Source organism: Pseudomonas sp. YQ_5, from assembly GCF_043103305.1.
In the GTDB taxonomy this organism is placed as follows: Bacteria; Pseudomonadota; Gammaproteobacteria; order Pseudomonadales; family Pseudomonadaceae; genus Aquipseudomonas; species Aquipseudomonas putida_Y.
In genome coordinates this window covers 24,793-47,871 of record NZ_JBICJS010000047.1, presented here as the reverse complement: position 1 = coordinate 47,871, position 23,079 = coordinate 24,793, and the positions used below count along the sequence as shown (strand labels likewise).

Below are 23,079 nucleotides of genomic sequence, written 5' to 3'. Positions count from 1 at the left end.
GGGCGAAAGTGGATAGGCCGTCCCATTCGCCCTGTACAGACCGCCCCACCGGCCCGCCGATCGCGTCGGGTTTTTGGATAGATCGCTCGAGGAGCACTTTTCGTGACTGACAATAAGCTGAACAAATTCCGTGACGTCGAGATCCGCGCCCCGCGTGGCAACAAGCTGACGGCCAAGAGCTGGTTGACTGAAGCGCCGCTGCGCATGCTGATGAACAACCTTGACCCGCAGGTTGCCGAGAACCCGAAGGAGCTGGTGGTTTACGGCGGCATTGGCCGCGCCGCGCGCAACTGGGCTTGCTACGACAAGATCGTCGAAAGCCTGACCCATCTGAATGATGATGAAACCTTGCTGGTGCAGTCGGGCAAACCGGTTGGTGTGTTCAAGACTCACGCCAACGCCCCGCGGGTGCTGATCGCAAACTCCAATCTGGTACCACACTGGGCCAACTGGGAGCACTTCAACGAACTGGATGCCAAGGGCCTGGCTATGTACGGTCAGATGACGGCCGGCAGCTGGATCTACATCGGCAGCCAAGGCATCGTTCAAGGCACGTACGAAACCTTCGTCGAGGCCGGCCGCCAACACTATGGGGGCAGCCTCATAGGCAAGTGGGTGCTGACTGCGGGCCTGGGCGGCATGGGCGGGGCCCAGCCACTGGCAGCGACTCTGGCCGGCGCCTGCTCGCTGAATATCGAATGCCAGCAAAGCCGTATCGATTTCCGCCTGCAAACCCGCTACGTGGACGAGCAGGCCCAAGACCTTGACGACGCCTTGGCCCGCATTGCCAAGTACACGGCCGAAGGCAAGGCCATCTCCATCGCCCTGCATGGCAACGCTGCCGAGATCCTGCCCGAACTGGTCAAGCGCGGCGTGCGCCCGGACATGGTCACCGACCAGACCAGCGCCCACGACCCGCTCAACGGCTACCTGCCGGCGGGATGGACCTGGGAGCAGTATCGCGACCGAGCGCAGACCGAGCCCGCCGCTGTGGTCAAGGCTGCCAAACAGTCCATGGCCGTGCATGTGCAGGCCATGCTCGATTTCCAGAAGCAAGGCGTGCCGACCTTCGATTACGGCAACAACATCCGCCAGATGGCCAAGGAGGAGGGCGTAGCCAATGCCTTCGACTTCCCTGGGTTCGTCCCCGCATACATCCGTCCGCTTTTCTGCCGCGGTATCGGCCCTTTCCGCTGGGTCGCGCTGTCCGGCGATGCGGAGGACATCTACAAGACCGACGCCAAGGTCAAGGAACTGATTCCGGACGATGCCCATCTGCACCGCTGGCTGGACATGGCCCGTGAGCGCATCAGCTTCCAGGGCTTACCGGCCCGCATCTGCTGGGTTGGCCTTGGGTTGCGTGCCAAGCTGGGCCTGGCGTTCAACGAGATGGTGCGCAGCGGCGAGCTGTCGGCACCGATCGTAATCGGCCGCGACCACCTCGACTCAGGGTCGGTTTCCAGTCCCAACCGCGAGACCGAGGCCATGCAGGACGGTTCGGATGCCGTGTCCGACTGGCCGTTGCTCAACGCGCTGCTTAACACTGCCAGCGGCGCCACCTGGGTTTCGCTTCACCATGGCGGCGGCGTGGGTATGGGCTTCTCTCAGCACTCTGGCATGGTCATTGTGTGTGATGGCAGCGACGCAGCGGCCGAGCGTATCGCCCGCGTGCTGACCAACGACCCGGCCACTGGGGTGATGCGACACGCTGACGCCGGTTACCAGATCGCGATCGATTGCGCCAAAGAGCAGGGCCTGAACCTGCCGATGATTACTGGCTGATAGTCCATAGGGTGCTACGTGGGTTTATCCACTCAGCACCCTTCTGGATCCAGCTTTTTCTTGCAAGGACTGCCGAATTCCACTTTCAAGTTTGGGAGCGTCACGCAATGAAAACCAATAAGACCTTGCTTGCCTCGCTATTCGCCCTCGGCCTGCTCGGCGTTGCTGGTAGCAGCCAGGCCGCTGGCTGGTGCGAGTCTGGCAAGCCGGTGAAATTTGCCGGGCTGAACTGGGAAAGCGGCATGCTGCTGACCGACGTGATGCAATTCGTGCTGAAGAACGGTTACGGCTGCGCCACCGACAGTCTGCCCGGCAACTCCATTACCATGGAAAACGCCTTGGGCACCAATGACATTCAGGTGTTTGCCGAAGAATGGGTTGGCCGCAGCGAGGTCTGGAAAAAGGCCGAAGCCGCCGGCAAGGTGGTCGGTGTCGGTGCTCCGGTAGTCGGAGCGCAGGAGGGCTGGTACGTGCCGCGCTACGTGATCGAGGGCGACGCCAAGCGCAAGCTCGAAGCCAAGGCACCGGGCCTCACGAGCGTGGCCGATCTGGGCAAATATGCCAGCGTGTTCAAGGACCAGGAAGAGCCCAGCAAGGGCCGTTTCTACAACTGCCCGGCCGGTTGGACCTGTGAACGGGACAACACCAGGATGCTCAAGGAGTACGGCCTGGAAAGCAGCTACACCAACTTCCGCCCCGGCACCGGTCCTGCGCTGGATGCTGCGGTGCTGTCGAGCTACAAGCGCGGCGAGCCGATCCTGTTCTACTACTGGACACCAACCCCTCTGATGGGCCAGGTCGACCTGGTCAAACTGCAGGAAAAAGAGGGCGCGGACAAGACCGTGTCGATCAAGGTTGGCCTGTCCAGAGCCTTCCACGATGAAGCGCCGGAGCTGGTCGAGGTACTGCAGAAGGTCAATTTGCCGATCGATCTGCTGAATCAGAACCTCGCACGCATGGCCAAGGACCGGATCGAATCGCCTGTGCTGGCCAAGGCGTTCCTCAAGGAACATCCTGAAGTCTGGCAGGCCTGGGTCAGCGAAGAGGCTGCCAAGAAGATCAACGCGGCGCTTTGAGCGTCCTCAGCTGATGAGTGGAACCTATGTTTCCTGACAATCTGACATTCTCCATCGCCGACTGGGTCAACGGCTGGGTTGACGCCCTGGTGACCAATTATGGGGATGTGTTTCGGCACATCTCCGACACCCTGCTGTGGGCGATCGTCAGCCTTGAAGGCGTGCTGCGTGCGACTCCGTGGTGGCTGATGCTTGGCGTGGTGGCAGTCGTCGCCTGGCATGCCACCCGGCGGGTACTGCCGGCCCTGATGATCACCGGCCTGCTGTTCCTGGTGGGTGCCGTCGGCCTCTGGGACAAACTGATGCAGACGTTGGCGCTGATGCTGGTGGCCACGCTTATCTCGGTGCTGGTGGGCATCCCCCTGGGCATTCTGTCGGCGCGTAGCAACCGCCTGCGCGCGGTGCTGATGCCGCTGCTGGACATCATGCAGACCATGCCCAGCTTCGTGTACCTGATCCCGGTGCTGATGCTCTTCGGCCTGGGCAAAGTGCCGGCGATCTTTGCCACGGTGATCTATGCCGCGCCGCCACTGATCCGGCTGACCGACTTGGGGATTCGTCAGGTCGACGGCGAAGTGATGGAAGCGATAAACGCCTTTGGTGCCAACCGTTGGCAGCAACTGTTTGGCGTGCAACTGCCGCTGGCGCTGCCGAGCATCATGGCCGGTATCAACCAGACCACCATGATGGCCCTGTCGATGGTGGTGATTGCCTCGATGATCGGTGCCCGTGGCTTGGGCGAGGACGTGCTGGTCGGTATCCAGACCCTCAATGTCGGCCGGGGCCTGGAAGCGGGCCTGGCCATCGTGATTCTCGCGGTGGTGATCGATCGCATTACCCAGGCCTATGGCCGGCCACGCCACGAGGTGAGCAAATGAGCATGCAGCCGATCAGCAAGATCGAAGTGAAAAATGTGTTCAAGATCTTCGGCGATCGCGCCGACGAGGCCCTGCAGTTGATCCGTAACAACCACGGTAAGGACAAAGTGCTGGCACAGACCGGCTGCGTGGTCGGCGTCAACGACCTGTCGTTGTCCATCGGCAGCGGCGAAATCTTCGTGATCATGGGCCTGTCCGGCTCAGGCAAGTCGACGCTGGTACGCCATTTCAACCGCCTGATCGATCCCACCAGCGGGCAGATCCTGGTCGATGGCGAGGACATCCTGCAGTACGACATGGACGCTTTGCGCGAATTTCGTCGGCGCAAGATCAGCATGGTATTCCAGAGCTTCGGCCTGCTGCCGCACCGCAATGTGCTGGACAACGTCGCCTATGGCCTGATGGTACGCGGCGAGAGCAAGCAACTGTGTGCCGAGCGCGCCCAGCAATGGATCGAGACTGTCGGTCTGAAGGGCTACGAGAAGAAATACCCGCACCAGTTGTCCGGCGGCATGCGCCAACGCGTCGGCCTGGCAAGGGCGTTGGCGGCGGATACCGACATCATCCTAATGGATGAGGCGTTCAGCGCCCTCGACCCGCTGATTCGCGCAGAAATGCAGGACCAGCTGTTGGAGCTGCAGAAGACCCTGCACAAGACCATCGTGTTCATCACTCATGACCTGGATGAAGCCGTGCGCATAGGCAACCGTATCGCCATCCTTAAGGACGGCCGCCTGATCCAAGTCGGCACGCCGCATCAGATCCTCCACGACCCGGCCGATGAATATGTCGACCGCTTTGTCCAGCGCCGCGCGGTGGCGGTATGAGCGGCAGCATGTTGCAGGATGAAACTGTAATCCTCAGCGGCGCTACAGTGCGTTGGCAGAGCATTGCAGCGGTCGCACGCCAAAGGGCGCGCCTTGAGCTGGCACCACAGATTTGGGCGCGCATCGACAATGCCGAGGCGATCGTCCACCATATCGTTGAAAGCGGTGAGCGCGCCTATGGTGTGAACACCGGCCTGGGTGCACTTTGCAATGTGTCGCTGCAGGGCGAGCAGCTAAGCCAGCTGTCGCGCAACACTCTGCTCAGCCACGCCTGTGGCGTTGGCCCGGCGCTGGCCGACGAACAAACCCGGGCGATCATTTGCGCTGCCATCTGCAACTACAGCCATGGCAAGTCCGGCATTCAGCGCCGCGTGGTCGAGGCATTGCTTGCGTTGCTCAACCACGGTATCACCCCGCAGGTGCCGTCACAGGGCTCGGTAGGCTACCTGACCCACATGGCCCATGTCGGCGTATGCCTGCTGGGCATCGGCCAGGTCAGCTACCGGGGAGAGATTGTCGATGCCGCCCAGGCCCTGGCCGATGCAGGACTGACGCCGGTACAACTGGGCGCCAAGGACGGCCTGTGTCTGGTCAATGGCACGCCATGCATGACCGGGTTGGCAAGCCTGGCCCTGGACGATGCCTGCCGTCTGCTGCAATGGGCCGACGTGATCGGTGCCATGAGTTTTGAAGCGCTGCGCGGCCAGATCGCCGCCTTCGACCCCGAGATCATCGCCCTCAAGCCACATCCTGGCATGCAGGTGGTGGCCGAGAACCTGCGGGCATTGCTTGCCGACAGCGAAGTAATCGCTGCCAGCAGAGGCATCCGTACCCAGGACGCCCTGAGCATCCGCTCAATCCCGCAGGTGCATGGCGCCGCCCGCGACCAGTTGGCGCATGTGGTGAAGCAGATCGAGGCCGAACTCAACGGCGCCAACGATAACCCGCTGCTGTTGGGCACTCCGGACGACTTCCGGGTGGTCTCACAGGCCAACCCGCACGGCCAGTCGGTGGCAATGGCGGCCGACTTGCTGGCGATTGCCATGGCCGAGATCGGCGCGATCGCCGAGCGCCGCCTGGACCGCCTGGTCAACCCGCTCGTCAGCGGCCTGCCGGCGTTTCTAGTCAGTAACCCAGGGGTCAACTCAGGGATGATGATCGCCCAGTATGTCGCCGCGTCACTGTGCGCGCAGAACCGCCATCTGGCGCAGCCGGCGGTGCTCGACAACTACGTCACCTCCGGGTTGCAGGAAGACCATCTGAGCCTGGGCACCAATGCCGCGCTGAAGCTGCACCAGGTACTGGAGAACTGCTTCCAGATTCTGGCAATCGAGTACCTGCTGGCCGCCCAGGCTTTCGAATTTCTCAAGGACCAACAGTTCGGCGTTGGCACCCATGCCGCCTGGCGCCTGCTGCGCGAGCAGGTGCCGGCGTACCTGGAAGACCGCTGGCTGGCCCCGGACATCGCCCGCGCCGCCGCACTACTGAAATCCTCGCTGGCGCCGCAGCCTGTGCTGCTGGTCAAGCACCCGAACAATTGAAAGGAGACTTTACATGGACGCCTTGAACCTCATTCCTGGTCAGCTGAGCCTGGCCCAGATGCGCCGCATCCACCAAGCGCCGATACGCCTGGGCCTGGATGCCAGCGCCGCGCCGGCCATCGACGCCAGCGTCGCCTGCGTCGAACAGATCATTGCCGAAGACCGCACTGCCTATGGCATCAACACCGGTTTCGGCCTGCTGGCCTCGACCCGCATCGCCAGCCATGACCTGGAAAACCTGCAGCGTTCGCTGGTGCTGTCCCACGCCGCCGGCATCGGCGCGCCGCTGGATGACGACCTGGTGCGGTTGATCATGGTGCTGAAGATCAACAGCCTCAGCCGTGGCTTCTCCGGCATCCGCCGCAAAGTCATCGACGCGCTGATTGCCTTGGTCAACGCCGAAGTCTACCCGCACATCCCGCTGAAAGGTTCGGTAGGTGCCTCCGGTGACCTTGCGCCGCTGGCGCATATGTCGCTGGTGCTGCTGGGCGAAGGCAAGGCTCGCTACAAGGGCCAGTGGCTGCCGGCCACCGAAGCCCTGGCGATTGCCGGCCTCGAACCGCTGACCCTGGCCGCCAAAGAAGGCCTGGCCCTGCTCAATGGGACTCAGGCTTCCACCGCCTATGCCTTGCGTGGCCTGTTCCAGGCCGAAGACCTGTATGCCGCTGCCATCGCCTGCGGCGGCCTGAGCGTCGAAGCTGCGCTGGGTTCGCGTTCGCCGTTCGATGCGCGTGTCCACGAAGTGCGTGGCCAGCGTGGCCAGATTGACACCGCGGCCTGCTTCCGCGACCTGCTGGGCGACTCCAGTGAAGTGTCGCTGTCGCACAAGAACTGCGACAAGGTCCAGGACCCGTACTCGCTGCGCTGCCAGCCGCAGGTCATGGGTGCCTGCCTGACCCAGCTGCGCCAGGCCGCCGAAGTGCTGGGCATCGAAGCCAACGCCGTGTCGGACAACCCGCTGGTGTTCGCTGCCGAAGGTGATGTGATCTCCGGCGGCAATTTCCACGCCGAGCCGGTGGCCATGGCCGCCGACAACCTGGCCCTGGCCATCGCTGAAATCGGCTCGCTCAGCGAGCGCCGCATCTCGCTGATGATGGACAAACACATGTCCCAGCTGCCGCCGTTCCTGGTGGAAAACGGCGGGGTCAACTCCGGCTTCATGATCGCCCAGGTCACCGCTGCCGCCCTTGCCAGCGAAAACAAAGCCCTGTCGCACCCGCACAGCGTCGACAGCCTGCCAACTTCGGCCAACCAGGAAGACCACGTGTCGATGGCTCCGGCGGCCGGCAAGCGCCTGTGGGAAATGGCCGAAAACACCCGTGGCGTGCTGGCCATCGAATGGCTGGGCGCTTGCCAGGGCCTGGACCTGCGCAAAGGCCTTAAGACTTCGGCCAAGCTGGAGCAGGCGCGCCAGGCGCTGCGCAGCGAGGTACCGCACTACGACCGTGACCGTTTCTTCGCGCCGGATATCGAGAAGGCCGTGGAACTGTTGGCCAAGGGGAGTCTGACCGGCTTGTTACTGGCGGGTGTGCTGCCAAGCTTGTAATGGCCCCTAAGGCCGCTTGGCGGTCCTTCGCAGGCAGCCATGCGCCGCAGCATGAGCCGTCAGGAAGTGGCCCAGCTCAAGTTACCGGTACCGTTCTGGCCACACGGCCCAGCCATGGCCATTGTGCTCATGGTGTTCATCTTTGGTGATCTCGGCTATTTGCCGGACACTCAGCCGGCCGAGCTGCACCGCTAGCATAGGAGATTGTGCATGAGAACCCTCTGGCAGCATTGCCATGTTGCAACCATGGCCGACGGCCGCTACTCGGCCATCGAGGATGCGGCGATCGTCACCAGCGCCGGGCTGATCGAGTGGATAGGCCCACGCGCCGAGCTGGCGCCAGTCGAAGCTGACCGCACGGTTGACCTGGGTGGTGCCTGGGTCACCCCTGGGCTGATCGACTGCCACACCCATGCGGTGTTCGGCGGCAACCGCAGCGGCGAGTTCGAGCAGCGCCTGCAGGGCGTGAGCTATGCCGAAATCGCCGCACAGGGTGGCGGTATCGCCAGCACTGTGCGGGCTACCCGTGCGGCCAGCGAAGACGAGTTGTTCGCCAGTGCTCGCCAGCGCGTTCAGGCACTGATGCGCGATGGCGTGACCACCATCGAGGTCAAGTCCGGCTACGGCCTGGACCTGGCCAACGAGCGCAAGATGCTGCGAGTGGCCCGGCGCCTGGCTGACGAGCTGCCGCTGACGGTGCGTGCCACGTGCCTGGCAGCGCACGCTTTGCCCCCGGAGTACGCAGCCCGGGCCGATGACTACATCGCGCACATCTGTGATGAAATGTTGCCGGCCCTGGCCGCCGAAGGCCTGGTAGATGCGGTGGACGCCTTCTGCGAACACCTCGCGTTCTCGCCGGCCCAGGTCGAACGACTGTTCATCAAGGCACGCGAACTGGGCCTGCCGGTCAAGCTGCATGCCGAACAGCTGTCATCGTTGCACGGCTCAAGCCTGGCCGCGCGTTACCAGGCTCTGTCGGCTGACCACCTGGAGTTCATGACAGAGGAAGACGCCATGGCCATGGCAAACGCCGGCACAGTCGCCGTACTGCTGCCGGGTGCCTTCTACTTCCTGCGTGAAACCCAGCTGCCGCCAATGGATGCATTGCGCCGGCACGGGGTGAAGATTGCCCTGGCCAGCGACCTTAACCCCGGCACCTCGCCAGGGTTGTCGCTACGGTTGATGCTGAACATGGGCTGCACCTGCTTCCGCATGACGCCGGAAGAAGCCCTGGCCGGCGTTACGGTCCACGCTGCCACGGCGCTGGGCCTGGGTGACAGCCACGGCTCGCTGCAAGTGGGCAAGGTGGCCGACTTCGTCGCCTGGCAGATCGAACGCCCCGCCGACCTGGCCTACTGGCTGGGTGGCGACCTGCCCAAGCGCGTAGTGCGCATGGGCCATGAAATCTCCAACTGAGCGAGGCACGATGGACAAGGTACTGAGTTTTCACCAAGGTCGCCTGCCGCTGCTGATCAGCATGCCGCACGCTGGCCTGCGCCTGAGCGACGCCGTGCGCGACGGCCTGGTCGACCAGGCGCAAAGCTTGCCGGACACCGACTGGCACATCCCGCAGCTGTATGACTTTGCCCGTGAGATGGGCGCCAGCGTGGTGGCTGCAGAGTATTCACGCTTCGTCATCGACCTGAACCGGCCGGACGACGACAAGCCACTGTACGCCGGCGCCACCACGGGCTTGTACCCGGCGACGCTGTTCGGTGGCGAACCCCTGTTCAAGGATGGGCTGGCACCGTCTGGCGAAGAACGTAAACGCTATCTGGAGCAGATCTGGCGCCCCTATCACGCTACCATTCGTCGCGAGCTGGACCGCTTGCGAGAGCAGTTTGGTTATGCGCTGCTGTGGGATGCCCATTCGATCCGTTCGCTGATCCCGCACCTGTTTGACGGCAGGTTACCGGACTTCAATCTGGGTACTTTCAACGGCGCCAGTTGCGATCCGGCACTGGCTGAGCGGCTGCAGGGTGTGTGCGCCGGGATGCAAGGTTACAGCCATGTGCTCAACGGTCGGTTCAAAGGCGGGTACATCACCCGGCATTATGGCGACCCGGCCAACCATATCCATGCTGTGCAACTGGAGCTGGCGCAAAGCACCTATATGGAGGAAGTCGAGCCGTTTGCCTACCGGGATGATCTGGCGCAACCGACACAAGCGGTATTGAGGCAGCTGCTGCAAGCGCTGCTCGCGTGGGGCGACGAGCGTTACAAGCGTTGAGTGGAGGCGGCGACGCTATCGGCGTCGCCAGGCGCCGTGGGAGGCCATTGTCGGAAATCTGCGCAATGGCCATTCGCGCCGTTCGAACGCGTCAGCAAGGACGGTGCTGAAAGCGCAATTCAGGTTTATGATGGCCCACGGCCGAATAATCCTCACACGGAGTGCGCAATGCAGACCCTCTACCCGCAGATCAAACCCTACGCCAGGCACGATCTGGCCGTGGAAGCGCCGCATGTGCTTTATGTCGACGAAAGCGGCTCGCCGGAAGGTTTGCCCGTGGTGTTCATCCACGGAGGCCCTGGCGCTGGCTGCGACGCCCAGAGCCGCTGCTACTTTGACCCCAACCTGTACCGCATCATCACCTTCGACCAGCGCGGCTGTGGCCGCTCCACGCCCCATGCGAGCCTGGAGAACAACACCACCTGGCACCTGGTCGAAGACCTGGAGCGCATTCGCGAACACCTTGGCATAGATAAGTGGGTGCTGTTTGGTGGTTCTTGGGGCTCGACCCTGGCCCTGGCCTACGCTCAGGCTCACCCCGAACGTGTGCATGGCTTGATCCTGCGCGGCATCTTCCTGTGCCGGCCGCAGGAAATCGAGTGGTTCTACCAGGAAGGCGCCAGCCGCCTGTTCCCCGACTACTGGCAGGACTACATCGCACCGATACCACCGGAGGAACGCGGCGATCTGGTCAAGGCCTTCCACAAGCGCCTGACCGGTAACGACCAGATCGCCCAGATGCACGCCGCCAAGGCGTGGTCCACCTGGGAAGGCCGTACCGCCACCCTGCGCCCCAACCCGCTGGTGGTCGACCGCTTTTCCGAACCGCAGCGGGCGCTGTCGATCGCTCGCATCGAATGCCACTATTTCATGAACAACGCCTTCCTCGAACCGGACCAGCTGATCCGTGATCTGCCCAAGATCGCCCACCTGCCGGCGGTGATCGTGCATGGGCGCTACGATGTGATCTGCCCACTGGACAACGCCTGGGCGTTGCACCAGGTCTGGCCGAACAGTGAGCTGAAAGTGATCCGTGACGCCGGTCACGCGGCTTCCGAGCCTGGCATCACCGATGCCCTGGTGCGTGCCGCCGACCAGATGGCCCGACGCCTGCTCGACCTGCCCCTGGAAGAAGCATGAAGGGCCTGTTGCAGCGCGTGCGCGGTGCGCGGGTTGAAGTGGCGGGGGAGGTGGTCGGTGCCATCGACCAGGGGTTGCTGGTGCTGGTCGCGGTCGAGCCTGACGATTCCCGCGAACAGGCCGATAAGCTGTTGCACAAGCTGCTGAACTACCGTGTATTCAGCGACGACCAGGGCAAGATGAACCTGTCGCTCAAGGATGTCGGGGGTGGCCTGTTGCTGGTGTCACAGTTCACCTTGGCCGCCGATACCCGCAACGGCATGCGTCCAAGCTTCTCGACAGCGGCGCCACCGGCCCTCGGCGCCGAGTTGTTCGACTATCTTTTGCAGCAGGCAAAGGCTCAGCACGCCGACGTGGCCAGCGGCCGATTCGGGGCGGATATGCAGGTGCACCTGGTCAATGATGGCCCCGTAACATTTATGTTACAAATATGAGGTCAAAAACCCCTTTGTTCACAGGAAAACAAGGGGTTTTATACGATAAATAGTTGCTCCAGCCTGATGCGTTGTCACGCAACCTGCTGGATAATCGCGCGCTGCATGGACCTGCGTTCGCAGGTCCGTTTCACTCTGACTCGAGCATTGTCTGGATCCGTTTGGGGAATCATTACGCCCTCACGGGGTCCGAACAGTGCTCGCCAACCCGGCATTTGTCGCTGGCCGTTGGTTTCATGATCTGTTTTCGGCGAGGGTTGCTCGTGATTGTTAGTCCCCAAAAAGCATCAAGAATCCCCGGCGTTCGGCTACGCAAGGCGCTGATGGCCAGTGTGGCTCTGGTTGGCCTGATGAGCGCGGGCCAGCTGTGGGCATTCAATCTTGACGATGTTGCAGCCAAGGCAAAGGATCTGGCCGGCCAGAAGTACGACGCACCCAAAAGCAACCTGCCGGCCGTGTTCCGCGACATGAAGTTTGCGGACTACCAGAAAATCCGTTTCCTGCAGGAAAAGGCCGAGTGGGCCAAGGACAAGACCCCGTTCAAACTGTCGTTCTATCATCAGGGCATGCACTTCGATACCCCGGTGAAAATCAACGAGGTCACCGCCACCAAGGTCCAGGAAATCAAGTACGACCCGGACCGCTTCGAGTTCGGTGACGTGCCGCACGACCCGGAAACCACCAAAAACCTCGGTTACGCCGGTTTCCGTGTGCTGTACCCGATCAACAAGGCCGACAAGCAGGATGAGATCATGACCCTGCTTGGCGCCAGCTATTTCCGTGTAGTCGGCAAGGGCCATGTGTACGGCCTGTCTGCCCGTGGCCTGGCCATCGACACCGCACTGCCCTCGGGCGAAGAGTTCCCGCGCTTCACCGAGTTCTGGGTTGAAAAACCCAAGCCAGCCGACAAGCACCTGGTGATCTACGCGCTGCTGGATTCGCCGCGCTCCACCGGCGCCTACAAGCTGATCCTGCGTCCGGGCAACGACACCGTGGTCGACGTGCAGTCCCGCGTGTTCCTGCGTGAGCATGTCAGCCGCTTGGGCATTGCTCCGCTGACCAGCATGTACCTGTTCGGCCCCAATCAGCCGTCCAAGGTGCTCAACTACCGCCCGGCCCTGCATGACTCCGAAGGCCTGTCGATTCACGCCGGCAATGGCGAGTGGCTGTGGCGCCCGCTGAACAACCCGAAGCACCTGGCCGTGAGTAACTTCAGCGTCGAGAACCCGCGTGGTTTCGGCCTGATGCAGCGCCAGCGCGCCTTCAGCGACTACGAAGACCTCGACGACAACTACCAGAAGCGCCCAAGCGCCTGGATCGAGCCGAAGGGTGACTGGGGCAAGGGTAGCGTGGACCTGGTCGAAATCCCGACCGCCGACGAGACCAACGACAACATCGTGGCCTTCTGGAGCCCGGAGAAGCTGCCGGAGCCCGGCAAGCCGATCGAGTACGCCTACCGCCTGCACTGGACCATTGACGAGCCGAAGTTCCAGGCCCCTGATCTAGGCTGGGTCAAGCAGACCCTGCGTTCCACCGGTGACGTCAAGCAGTCCAACCTGATCCGCCAGCCAGACGGCAGCGTGGCGTTTCTGGTCGACTTCGCCGGCCCGGCCCTGGCTGCCCTGCCGGAAGACACCGCGGTGCGTAGCCAGATCAGCGTGGGCGACAACGCCGAGGTGGTCGAGAACAATCTGCGCTATAACCCTGAGACCAAGGGCTGGCGCCTGACCCTGCGCCTGAAGGTAAAGGAAGCCAACAAATCGACCGAAATGCGCGCCGCACTGGTGCGTGACGTGCCGGTCGAAGCCGCCAAGCCTGCCCAGGACGCCAAGCAGGACAAGGCCGCAGCCAAGCATGCCAAGGCCGAGAAAGCCGTCAAGGCTGAGCCATCTGCCAAGGCCGAACAACCTGCCGCCGATGCGGCGCCCACCAACGGGGCCCCGGCCACCACCGAGAAGGTGCTGACCGAGACCTGGAGCTATCAGTTGCCTGCCGATGAGTAACTCAAGCGCAAGGCCGGAATCGCTTGGCGAGTACCTGGCCCACCTACCACTGAGCGACCAGCAGCGGGCTGAACTTGCCAGCTGCACCTCGTTCAGTGAGCTGCACCAACGCTTGGCGGCCAACCCGGCCGCCAGCTCTGCCGAGGCCGTGCAGGCCTCGGTGGGCCCGCGCCTGACCGTGGGCAGCGCCGCCGAGCTGGAAGACGCCGAAATGCTCGGCGTCGATGGCAGCGGCCGCCTGTGCCTGAAGATCGCCCCGCCGATCAAGCGCACCAAGGTTGTGCCCGAACCGTGGCGCACCAACGTGCTGATCCGCATGTGGCGGCGCATGACCGGCCGTACCAATGCCCCGCAGCCGCCCAAGCGCGAACTGCCACCGGCACGCTGGCGCACGGTCGGTTCGATCCGCCGCTATATCCTGCTGACCCTGATGATTGGCCAGACCATCGTTGCTGGCTGGTACATGAAGGGCATCCTGCCGTACCAGGGCTGGTCGTTCGTCGACCTCGACGAAATCCTCAGCCAGTCGCTGTGGGACACGGTGGTGCAGGTGTGGCCGTATGCCCTGCAGACTTCTATCCTGATCCTCTTCGGCATCCTGTTCTGCTGGGTGTCGGCGGGCTTCTGGACCGCGCTGATGGGCTTCCTCGAGCTGCTCACCGGGCGCGACAAATACAAGATTTCGGGCAGCAGCGCAGGCAACGAGCCAATCGCGCCCGAGGCGCGCACCGCGCTGGTGATGCCGATCTGCAACGAAGACGTGCCGCGGGTCTTCGCCGGCCTGCGCGCAACGTTCGAGTCGGTGGCCGCCAGCGGCAACCTCGACCGTTTCGACTTCTTTGTGCTCAGCGACACCAACGACACCGACATTGCCGTGGCCGAGCAACAGGCCTGGCTGGATGTGTGCCGCGAAACCAAAGGCTTTGGCCGCATCTTCTACCGCCGCCGTCGGCGCCGGGTGAAGCGCAAGAGCGGCAACCTCGACGACTTCTGCCGTCGCTGGGGTGGCGAGTACAAGTACATGGTTGTACTCGACGCCGACAGTGTCATGAGCGGCGAGTGCCTGAGCAGCCTGGTGCGCCTGATGGAAGCCAACCCGGACGCCGGCATCATCCAGACCGGGCCGAGAGCCTCGGGCATGGACACCCTGTACGCACGCATGCAGCAGTTCGCTACCCGCGTGTACGGCCCACTGTTCACTGCCGGTCTGCACTTCTGGCAGTTGGGTGAGTCGCACTACTGGGGCCACAACGCGATCATCCGCATGAAGCCGTTCATCGAGCACTGCGCGCTGGCGCCGTTGCCGGGCAAGGGCGCATTCGCCGGTGCCATCCTTTCCCACGACTTCGTCGAAGCTGCGCTGATGCGCCGTGCCGGCTGGGGCGTGTGGATTGCCTACGACTTGCCGGGCAGCTACGAAGAACTGCCGCCAAACCTGCTCGACGAGCTCAAGCGCGACCGCCGCTGGTGTCACGGCAACCTGATGAACTTCCGCCTGTTCCTGGTCAAAGGCATGCACCCGGTTCACCGTGCGGTGTTCCTCACCGGGGTGATGTCTTACCTGTCGGCGCCGCTGTGGTTCCTGTTCCTGGTGCTGTCGACCGCGTTGCTGGCGACCAACACGCTGATGGAGCCGCAGTATTTCATCGAGCCATACCAGCTTTACCCGCTGTGGCCGCAATGGCACCCGGAGAAGGCCGTAGCGCTGTTCTCCACCACCATCGTGCTGTTGTTCCTGCCCAAGCTGCTTAGCGTCATCCTGATCTGGGCCAAGGGCGCCGTCGAGTTCGGTGGGCGAGTCAAGGTTACCTTGTCGATGCTGATGGAGATGCTGTTCTCCATGTTGCTGGCACCGGTACGCATGATCTTCCACACCCGCTTCGTGCTGGCCGCGTTCCTCGGCTGGGCTGCGACCTGGAACTCGCCGCAGCGCGACGACGACTCCACGCCGTGGGGCGAAGCCGTGCGCCGGCATGGCCCGCAGACGCTGCTGGGCATTGCCTGGGCCGCACTGGTGGCATGGTTGAACCCGAGCTTCCTGTGGTGGCTGGCGCCTATCGTCGGTTCGCTGGTGCTGTCGATCCCGGTATCGGTCATTTCCAGCCGCACCCGCCTGGGCCTGGCGGCCAAGGACGAGAAGCTGTTCCTCATCCCCGAGGAATACGCCACCCCACAAGAGCTGCTGGCGACCGACCAGTACACCCACGAAAACCGCTGGCATGCCTTGCATGATGGCTTCGTGCGGGCCGTGGTCGACCCGCGGCAGAATGCCCTGGCCTGCGCCATGGCCACTGCCCGCCATGGCCAGGCGGCACCGATCGAAGCGTTGCGTGCAGAGCGCGTTGCCAAGGCGATTGAAGTCGGGCCGAAAGGCCTGGACCTCAATACGCGCCTGGCCCTGCTCAGCGATCCGGTGGCACTGAGCCGCCTGCACGAGCAGGTGTGGGCCGAGCACAATGCGGCATGGATCGATGTGTGGCGTGCGTCGATCAACAATGACCCGCATTCGCCGCTGTTGCCGTTGCACCCGGAAAACGCAGGCCAACCGACACTCGTCGGCGCCTGATCGGGCCTTTTCGCGGGTGAACCCGCTCCTACCAGGGATACACATTCCCTTGTAGGAGCGGGTTCACCCGCTAAGCTTTTTGCCCTAGCCCCCCATTTTGGCCAACAAAGTCCCCCCGCGGCTCTAGGTCCTCGGGCCGCCATGCGTTAGCATCCCTCTCCGATACGACGCTTCGGCCAGTACGGCCGTGCCAACACAATAAGATTCGCTACTTTTATTGCTAGGGGACTTGGTGATGATCAAGAAATACCTTTCGCGACTGCTGGTCGGTGTGACCGCCCTGGTCGCCGTGACCGCGGCCCAGGCGGGCGCCATCGATGACGCGGTCAAGCGCGGCACCCTGCGGGTGGGCATGGACCCGACTTACATGCCGTTCCAGATGACCAACAAGCGTGGCGAAATCATCGGCTTCGAAGTCGATATCCTCAAGGCCATGGCCAAGTCCATGGGCGTCAAGTTCGAGGCTGTGTCCACCGCCTATGACGGCATCATCCCGGCCCTGCTGACCGACAAGTTCGACATGATCGGCAGCGGCATGACCCTGACCCAGGAGCGAAACCTGCGCCTGAACTTCAGCGAACCCTTCATCGTGGTTGGCCAGACCCTGCTGATCCGCAAGGAACTGGCTGGCGAGATCAAGTCGTACAAAGACCTGAACAACGAGAAGTACCGCCTCACTTCCAAGTTGGGCACCACGGGTGAAATGGTCGCCAGGAAGCTGATCAGCAAAGCCAAGTACCACGGCTACGACAACGAGCAGGAAGCGGTCATGGACGTGGTCAACGGCAAGGCCGACGCCTTTGTCTATGACGCACCGTACAACGTGGTGGCGGTAGATAAAGCCGGCGCCGGCAAGCTGCTGTTCCTCGACGAGCCCTTCACCTACGAGCCGCTGGCCTTCGGCCTGAAGAAAGGCGACTACGACAGCATCAACTTCATCAACAACTTCCTGCACCAGATCAAGCACGACGGGACCTACGATCGTATTCACGACAAGTGGTTCAAGAACAAGGACTGGCTGAAGGAAATGGAATAAGGCCCAGGCCACAAGCCCGGCTTTATGACCCCGACGCGCAGGCAAACCCTGCGCGTTCGCATTTACGGAAGTACCCCACGTGATCAAACACAAGAAAGCCCAGTGGCCCTGGCATGGGTTGACCGCCCTGGTCCTGGTGGGCCTGGCGCTCAGCCTTTACATGGCCACCTCGATGATTTCCTACGAGTGGCGCTGGAACCGCGTACCACAGTACTTCGCCTACAAGGCCGAGGACGTACAACGCGCTGCCGGCTACGGCACTGTGCAGGAAATCGTCATCTCCGGTGACAACGCCCGCGTCACGCTGAAGGACGAAAGTGGTGCCGAGCAAGTGCTCGATGTGGCCAAGGACAGCCTGCAACTGAGCCGCGGCGACGATGTTGCCGAAGGCGACCAGATTGGCGTAACCCGTCACTGGGCCGCTGGCCCGCTGGCGTGGGGCCTGTGGACCACTTTGTGGATCTCGGTGGTGTCCGGGGCGTTGGGCCTGGTGATCGGCCTGTTCGCCGGATTGTGCCGGTTGTCCAACAACCCGACCCTGCGCGACCTGTCGACCGTCTATGTCGAACTGGTGCGCGGCACGCCGCTGTTGGTACAGATCTTCATCTTCTACTTCTTCATCGGCACCGTGCTCAACCTGTCCCGCGAGTTTGCCGGGGTGGCGGCACTGGCATTGTTCACCGGTGCTTACGTGGCTGAAATCGTCCGTGCTGGCGTGCAGTCGATCGCCAAGGGCCAGAACGAGGCTGCCCGGTCGCTGGGCCTGAACGCTGGCCAGTCGATGCGCCATGTGATTCTGCCGCAGGCGTTCAAGCGCGTGCTGCCGCCCTTGGCCGGCCAGTTCATCAGCCTGGTCAAGGACACCTCGCTGGTGTCGGTGATCGCCATCACCGAACTGACCAAGAGTGGCCGTGAGGCCATCACCACCTCGTTCTCAACCTTCGAGATCTGGTTCTGCGTGGCAGGCCTGTACCTGCTGATCAACCTGCCGCTGTCGCACATTGCCAGCCGGCTCGAGCGGAGGCTTGCGCAAAGTGATTGAAGTCCGTGACCTGCTGAAAGTCTTCGACACCCGTGGTCAGGTGGTAAGGGCTGTGGATAACGTCACCACTCAGGTCGCCAAGGGCGAGGTGGTGGTGGTGCTCGGGCCATCGGGGTCGGGCAAGTCGACGTTCCTGCGCTGCCTCAACGGCCTGGAGCATTTCGACCAAGGCCATGTGGCCATCGATGGCCTGCAACTGGCCGACCCCAAGACCGACATCAATGCCTATCGCCGCGAAGTCGGCATGGTGTTTCAGCATTTCAACCTGTTTCCGCACATGACCGTGCTGGAAAACCTGTGCCTGGCGCAGAAGGTGGTGCGCAAGCGCAACAAGGCTGACCGCGAGGCCAAGGCCCGGGCGCTTCTGGAAAAGGTCGGTATTGCGCAGAAGGCCAACGAATTCCCGTCCCGGCTTTCCGGCGGTCAGCAGCAGCGGGTAGCGATTGCCCGGGCCCTGGCCATGGACCCGAAAGTGATGCTGTTCGACGAGCCGACCTCAGCGCTCGACCCGGAAATGGTCGGTGAGGTGCTGGACGTGATGAAGACCCTGGCCCAGGAAGGCATGACCATGGTTTGCGTCACCCACGAAATGGGCTTTGCCCGTGAAGTGGCCGACCGCGTGCTGTTCTTCGATCACGGCAAACTGCTGGAAGATTCGGCCCCGGCGGCGTTCTTCGCTGCGCCGAAAGACCCGCGTGCGCAGGCATTCCTGCGCCAGGTGCTGTAACCGCGCCGGGTTCTTCGCGGGCAAGCTCGGCCCTGCATGTCCACCACTGCCTTGAAGGGGGTGCTGTACCTGTGGGCGCGGGCTTGCCCGCGAAGAGGGCGACGTGATGTCAGATGCTGAACCTCCCCACCATCCCCCGCAATTGCTGCCCCAGATGCTCCAGCTCTCCACTCGAGGCTGCCGTCTGCTCACTGGCGGCACTGGTCTGATCCGAAACATCCCGCACATTGATTACGCTTCGGTTGATCTGCTCGGCCACCACACTCTGCTCTTCACTGGCGGTGGCGATCTGCTGGTTCATGCCCTGAATGCTCGACACCGTGTCGGTGATCTGGCTCAGCGCGTGCCCGGCCCTGCGGCTCAGCTCTACGCTCTGTTCGGTCAGGCTCTTGCTGCTGTCCAGCAAACGGGTCACTTCGTCGGTACCGTTGTGCAGGCTGTCGATCAGTTGGCCGATCTCCTCGGTCGCCGTCGACGTGCGCTGGGCCAGGCCGCGCACCTCATCGGCCACCACGGCAAATCCACGCCCGGCTTCACCGGCCCGTGCCGCTTCGATCGCCGCGTTCAGCGCCAGCAGGTTGGTCTGTTCGGAGACCGACTTGATCACATCCAGGATGCTGCCAATCCGCTGGCTCTCGCCTGCCAGGTGCTGCATGGCCGCCAGGCAATGGTCCATCTGCCCGGCCAGTTGTTCGATACGGCCGATGGCTTCGGCGACTACCTGATCACCCACCTGTGCCTGCTGGTCAGCGTTGGTCGCGGCCAGTGAGGCTTGTTCGGCGTTCTGTGCCACTTCCTGCACGGTGGCGCTCATCTGGTTCATGGCAGTGGCCACCTGGTCGGTTTCCTCGCGCTGCTGATTGATGCGCAACTTGGTGTCTTCGCTACTGGCCGCCAACTGCGTGGCGGCCTGTGAAAGCTGGCCGACACCCTGATCAATGCCACCGATCAGCTCGCGCAGGCTCAAGGTCATTTCGCGCATGCTGGTTTGCAACTGGCCCATTTCGTCGCGACGTTGCACGGTGTCGACCTGGCTCAGGTCACCCTTGGCGATGCGGGCAGCCACAGCCAGTGTCTGGCGCAGTGGCTGGGTGATCTGCAAGGTGATCAGCCAGGCGGCCAGCGCCCCTACCACCATTGCCAGCAGTGCCACACTGGTCAGCAGCGACCGGGCGGCCAGGGCCTCACTGTCGCGTTGTTCGACCTTGCGTTTGCCCAGTTCGAGGCTAACCGTTCGCAGCTCGTTGCCCATGTTTTCCATGTTGTTCTGCAACTGCTCGACACGTACGGCGGCGCGGCGGTACTGATCCAGGCTGGTGCGGTACTTGCTCAGCTCGACACCGGGTTGCTCACTGATGGCACGTGGCAAGCCCAACGGTGCAAGGCCTTCAAGCAGTTGCGCAAGGCTACTGTTGGCGGCGTCCAGGGCGTTATCACCGACTTTGGCAAAATCCTCGACCGGGACGAAGGTGTAGGCTGGAACCAGGCTTTGCTGGTTGGCACCTTCGACATGCCGGCTGAGGGTGTCCATCAGGCCCAGCACACCACTTTGCTGACTGTCGTCAGGCATTTTCAGCAAGGCCTGGGTCTGCAGTTCGTCAATCGCCACGCTGAGTGCTTGCTCCTGCGACTGCAGGGCTTCGCGCAGGGCTACACGGCTGGCGACGCTGCGCTGCAGTTCGCTGAAGTTGTCGCGCAGGCTCTGTAACAATGCCATTTTTTCTGTCAGCAACTGCCGTGACTCATCGACGTTGCTGCGTTGCTGCAGGGTGGTCAGCATGCTATTGAGCTGGTCGAGGATGTTGCTGATGCGCGCTCTGCTGGCATCGTCGTTGAGCACGCGGTAGGTGATGCGTTCCGCGCGCAGGTCTTTTGTCAGGTCGTTGATCAGGCCTATTTCACTGAGTTGCTGTGAGCGCACGATGGCACCATCCAGGGCACGCCAGCCGCTGATGGTGGTGGCCAGGGTGAGCAGCAGGACCACGGCGAAGCCGAGGGCCAGCTTGGCGGCGACACTGATGTTGCCGAGCTTGCGGTTGAGGGAGCCAAGCATGGGGAATCTCCGAGCGAGTGAGAGAAAGGATGCAGGCGCATGGCTGGCATCACATCTCTGCCCATCGGCAGCGGAGTTGTAGGACTTGACCTGATAATCAGGTAGGAAATTTCGCCGCTAGAAGTAGGAAACAGTTCGTCCGGTGCCGCCTCCTCGCGGGTAAAACCGCGAAGAGGCCCGACCGGGCGACCGCTAGTTCAGATCAGAGCGTGAACCGCCCAACCAACCCTTGCAAGTGGGTACCCAACCGCGCCAGTTCCACGCTGGAGCTGGCGGTCTCCTCACTCGCCGCCGAGGTCTGGTCGGAAATATCACGCACATTCATCACGCTGCGGTTGATCTCCTCGGCCACCGCCGTCTGCTCCTCGGCCGCCGTGGCAATCTGCTGGTTCATCGCCTGAATCGACGACACCGTGCGGGTGATGGTTTCCAACGAGCTGCCGGCGCGGCGGGTCAGCTCGACGCTGCTGTCGGTCAGTTGGCGGCTGTTGTCCATCACGCTGGCCACCCGTTGGGTGCCGCTTTGCAGGCCGGCAATCAACTCTTCGATCTCTTCGGTCGACTGCTGTGTGCGTTGGGCCAAGCTACGCACTTCGTCGGCAACCACGGCAAAGCCACGCCCGGCCTCACCGGCGCGGGCCGCTTCGATTGCCGCGTTGAGGGCTAACAGGTTGGTTTGCTGGGCCACCGATTTGATCACGTCGAGTACGCTGCCGATCTTGTCGCTTTCGGTCTTGAGCAGGTTCATCGCTTCGCTGGAGTTGACCACTTCGCTTGCCAGACGCTCGATCTGTGCCACCGCCTCGCCCACCACGCGATCGCCCTCGCGGGCCTGCTGGTCGGCCATCAGGGCGGCTTCCGAAGCCTGTTCGGCATTGCGTGCCACATCGTGCACGGTGGCTGTCATCTGGTTCATGGCCGTCGCCACCTGGTCGGTTTCGACCTTCTGGTTGTTGACCCCGGCGCTGGTCTGTTCTGTCACCGCCGACAGCTCCTCGGCAGCGCTGGCAATCTGCGTGACGCCGTCGCCAATGCCGCCGATCAGTTCACGCAAGCCTTGGGTCATGCGATGCATGCTGGCTTGCAATTGGCCCAGTTCGTCGCGGCGTTGCACCTGCAGGCTTTGGGTCAGGTCTCCGCTGGCCACGCGTTCTGCGGCGTGCAGGGTCTGGCGCAGAGGGATGATGATCTGCCGGGTAATGGCCCAGGCGGCCAGCAGGCCAAGGGCCAGTGCCAGCACGGTGGCGACTGTGAGCAGTGTTTTGGCCTGCGCGGCAGCAGCATTACGCACCTCGGTTTGCGAGGTGGTCATCGTCTGGCTGGCCTGCAGCAATACCGTGCCTTGTTCAGCCATGCTTTGCAGCGCTTGTTCACTGGCACGCTGGGCATCACCGAACTGGGTCACGGCATCGCGGTAGCCGCCCATGGCCGTGGCGGCATCATCCAGGTTGGCAGCATGTTCGGCTGGCACTTTGGCCGGCAGTGCGCGCAGCTCGGCCAAGGCCTGGTCGATGGCCTTCAGTGCCGTTTGCTGGAAATCGGCATTGCCGCTGTAGGTGTAGCCACGCACCTGGAAACGCGCTTGTTGCAGCAATGCGCTGACGTCCACCGCGTGCTGGTACTGATTGATGTCTGCACCTTGCAGCAGGCTACGTTGTACTCGGCCAATCAATTCAACGACTTTATCGGCGCTGTTACCCAGTACATCACGGCTTGCTTCGCGGCGTTGTTCGGCCTGCTTCAGCTCGTTGAATGCCTGCTGGTAGACGCGCACTGCCTCGCGCTGCTGTTCGAGGCGCTGGCGGTCGGCGGGTTGCTCGATCTGGCCAAGCATCAGTTGCACCTGGCGGTCGAGGTTGCTCAGGGCTTTTTCCAGCTCTGCCAGCGAAGCGTCGTCGCGGCGGCGATCGTAGAGCTGGCGGGCGATGCGCAGCTCCTGGGTGTATTGCTGGACGACAGAAATGTTTCCCAGTTTGTCGCCACGGTCGATGATGCTGTCCATGCCGTGCCAGCCAACCAGGGTAATAGCCAAGGTCAACAGTAGCACCAGGCCGAAACCCAGCCCCAGTTTGCGATTGACGCTCACATTGCCCAGCGATTGGGCTAACCATTGATACATGTTCGACTCCCCGGCGGCTTGGCAGCACAAATAACTGTTTTGTTGCCAAGGCCATCGGCCCGGGAGAGGGAAACTTGAT

At 62.7% G+C, this 23,079-nt stretch carries 17 protein-coding genes and 3 pseudogenes; 16 read left to right on the top strand and 4 right to left on the bottom strand.

Annotated elements, in window-relative coordinates:
* The first annotated feature begins 102 nt into the window (after nucleotides 1-102).
* From hutU to ACF8EA_RS10965, 16 genes and pseudogenes are all read left to right on the top strand, one after another.
* Nucleotides 103-1,782, top strand: a complete 1,680-nt coding sequence (gene hutU / locus ACF8EA_RS11040; protein WP_392522018.1) for a urocanate hydratase — start codon at nucleotides 103-105, stop codon at nucleotides 1,780-1,782.
* Nucleotides 1,783-1,889: 107 nt separating this feature from the next.
* A complete protein-coding gene (locus ACF8EA_RS11035) occupies nucleotides 1,890-2,858 on the top strand; it encodes an ABC transporter substrate-binding protein (RefSeq protein ID WP_392522016.1) in 969 nt (322 codons plus the stop codon).
* 26 nt (nucleotides 2,859-2,884) lie between these two features.
* Nucleotides 2,885-3,736 (top strand): ABC transporter permease, encoded by an 852-nt coding sequence (locus ACF8EA_RS11030; protein ID WP_392522014.1) that lies wholly within the window; start codon nucleotides 2,885-2,887, stop codon nucleotides 3,734-3,736.
* Nucleotides 3,733-4,563, top strand: a complete 831-nt coding sequence (locus tag ACF8EA_RS11025; RefSeq protein ID WP_392522012.1) for a glycine betaine/L-proline ABC transporter ATP-binding protein — start codon at nucleotides 3,733-3,735, stop codon at nucleotides 4,561-4,563. Before ACF8EA_RS11030 ends, ACF8EA_RS11025 begins: the two co-directional genes overlap by 4 nt.
* Before the next feature lie 8 nt (nucleotides 4,564-4,571).
* Nucleotides 4,572-6,104 (top strand): histidine ammonia-lyase, encoded by a 1,533-nt coding sequence (gene hutH, locus ACF8EA_RS11020; RefSeq protein WP_392522010.1) that lies wholly within the window; start codon nucleotides 4,572-4,574, stop codon nucleotides 6,102-6,104.
* 13 nt (nucleotides 6,105-6,117) lie between these two features.
* Nucleotides 6,118-7,650: a histidine ammonia-lyase gene (hutH, locus tag ACF8EA_RS11015; RefSeq protein WP_392522008.1), complete on the top strand. Its 1,533-nt coding sequence runs from the start codon at nucleotides 6,118-6,120 to the stop codon at nucleotides 7,648-7,650.
* Nucleotides 7,651-7,677: 27 nt separating this feature from the next.
* Nucleotides 7,678-7,830 (top strand): annotated as a pseudogene (gene proY, locus ACF8EA_RS11010) (proline-specific permease ProY); the annotation flags it as partial.
* 30 nt (nucleotides 7,831-7,860) lie between these two features.
* Nucleotides 7,861-9,066 (top strand): imidazolonepropionase, encoded by a 1,206-nt coding sequence (hutI, locus tag ACF8EA_RS11005; protein ID WP_053870496.1) that lies wholly within the window; start codon nucleotides 7,861-7,863, stop codon nucleotides 9,064-9,066.
* A 10-nt stretch (nucleotides 9,067-9,076) separates the two neighbouring features.
* A complete protein-coding gene (hutG, locus tag ACF8EA_RS11000) occupies nucleotides 9,077-9,880 on the top strand; it encodes an N-formylglutamate deformylase (protein WP_392522006.1) in 804 nt (267 codons plus the stop codon).
* 168 nt (nucleotides 9,881-10,048) lie between these two features.
* Nucleotides 10,049-11,020 (top strand): prolyl aminopeptidase, encoded by a 972-nt coding sequence (gene pip, locus ACF8EA_RS10995; protein WP_392522004.1) that lies wholly within the window; start codon nucleotides 10,049-10,051, stop codon nucleotides 11,018-11,020.
* Complete coding sequence (dtd, locus tag ACF8EA_RS10990) at nucleotides 11,017-11,454, top strand: D-aminoacyl-tRNA deacylase (RefSeq protein WP_021783730.1); 438 nt, start codon at nucleotides 11,017-11,019, stop codon at nucleotides 11,452-11,454. The genes pip and dtd overlap by 4 nt, the downstream gene beginning before the upstream one ends.
* A gap of 263 nt (nucleotides 11,455-11,717) precedes the next feature.
* Nucleotides 11,718-13,457, top strand: a complete 1,740-nt coding sequence (locus tag ACF8EA_RS10985; protein WP_392522002.1) for a glucan biosynthesis protein G — start codon at nucleotides 11,718-11,720, stop codon at nucleotides 13,455-13,457.
* Nucleotides 13,450-16,023, top strand: coding sequence for a glucans biosynthesis glucosyltransferase MdoH (gene mdoH, locus ACF8EA_RS10980; protein WP_021783732.1), 2,574 nt, complete (start codon nucleotides 13,450-13,452; stop codon nucleotides 16,021-16,023). Before ACF8EA_RS10985 ends, mdoH begins: the two co-directional genes overlap by 8 nt.
* A 238-nt stretch (nucleotides 16,024-16,261) precedes the next feature.
* On the top strand, nucleotides 16,262-17,059 hold the full coding sequence (locus tag ACF8EA_RS10975) for a transporter substrate-binding domain-containing protein (protein WP_033730273.1): 798 nt from the start codon (nucleotides 16,262-16,264) through the stop codon (nucleotides 17,057-17,059).
* A 79-nt stretch (nucleotides 17,060-17,138) separates the two neighbouring features.
* Entirely contained in the window at nucleotides 17,139-18,101 is a 963-nt protein-coding gene (locus ACF8EA_RS10970; protein WP_021783734.1) for an amino acid ABC transporter permease, read from the top strand.
* Nucleotides 18,094-18,828 carry an amino acid ABC transporter ATP-binding protein gene (locus tag ACF8EA_RS10965; protein WP_003249271.1) on the top strand — a complete coding sequence of 245 codons (735 nt, stop codon included), beginning with the start codon at nucleotides 18,094-18,096 and terminating at the stop codon, nucleotides 18,826-18,828. Before ACF8EA_RS10970 ends, ACF8EA_RS10965 begins: the two co-directional genes overlap by 8 nt.
* A 109-nt stretch (nucleotides 18,829-18,937) precedes the next feature.
* On the opposite strand, the gene ACF8EA_RS10960 is transcribed toward ACF8EA_RS10965, so the two are convergent.
* The 4 genes and pseudogenes from ACF8EA_RS10960 to ACF8EA_RS10945 all read right to left on the bottom strand — a co-directional run.
* On the bottom strand, nucleotides 18,938-19,642 hold the full coding sequence (locus tag ACF8EA_RS10960) for a methyl-accepting chemotaxis protein (protein WP_373604728.1): 705 nt from the start codon (nucleotides 19,640-19,642) through the stop codon (nucleotides 18,938-18,940).
* Between the two features lie 198 nt (nucleotides 19,643-19,840).
* Nucleotides 19,841-20,881, bottom strand: a pseudogene (locus ACF8EA_RS10955) (methyl-accepting chemotaxis protein); the annotation flags it as partial.
* A gap of 202 nt (nucleotides 20,882-21,083) precedes the next feature.
* On the bottom strand, nucleotides 21,084-21,797 hold the full coding sequence (locus ACF8EA_RS10950) for a methyl-accepting chemotaxis protein (protein WP_392522026.1): 714 nt from the start codon (nucleotides 21,795-21,797) through the stop codon (nucleotides 21,084-21,086).
* A gap of 141 nt (nucleotides 21,798-21,938) precedes the next feature.
* Nucleotides 21,939-22,883: pseudogene (locus ACF8EA_RS10945) on the bottom strand (methyl-accepting chemotaxis protein); the annotation flags it as partial.
* Nucleotides 22,884-23,079: the final 196 nt, after the last annotated feature.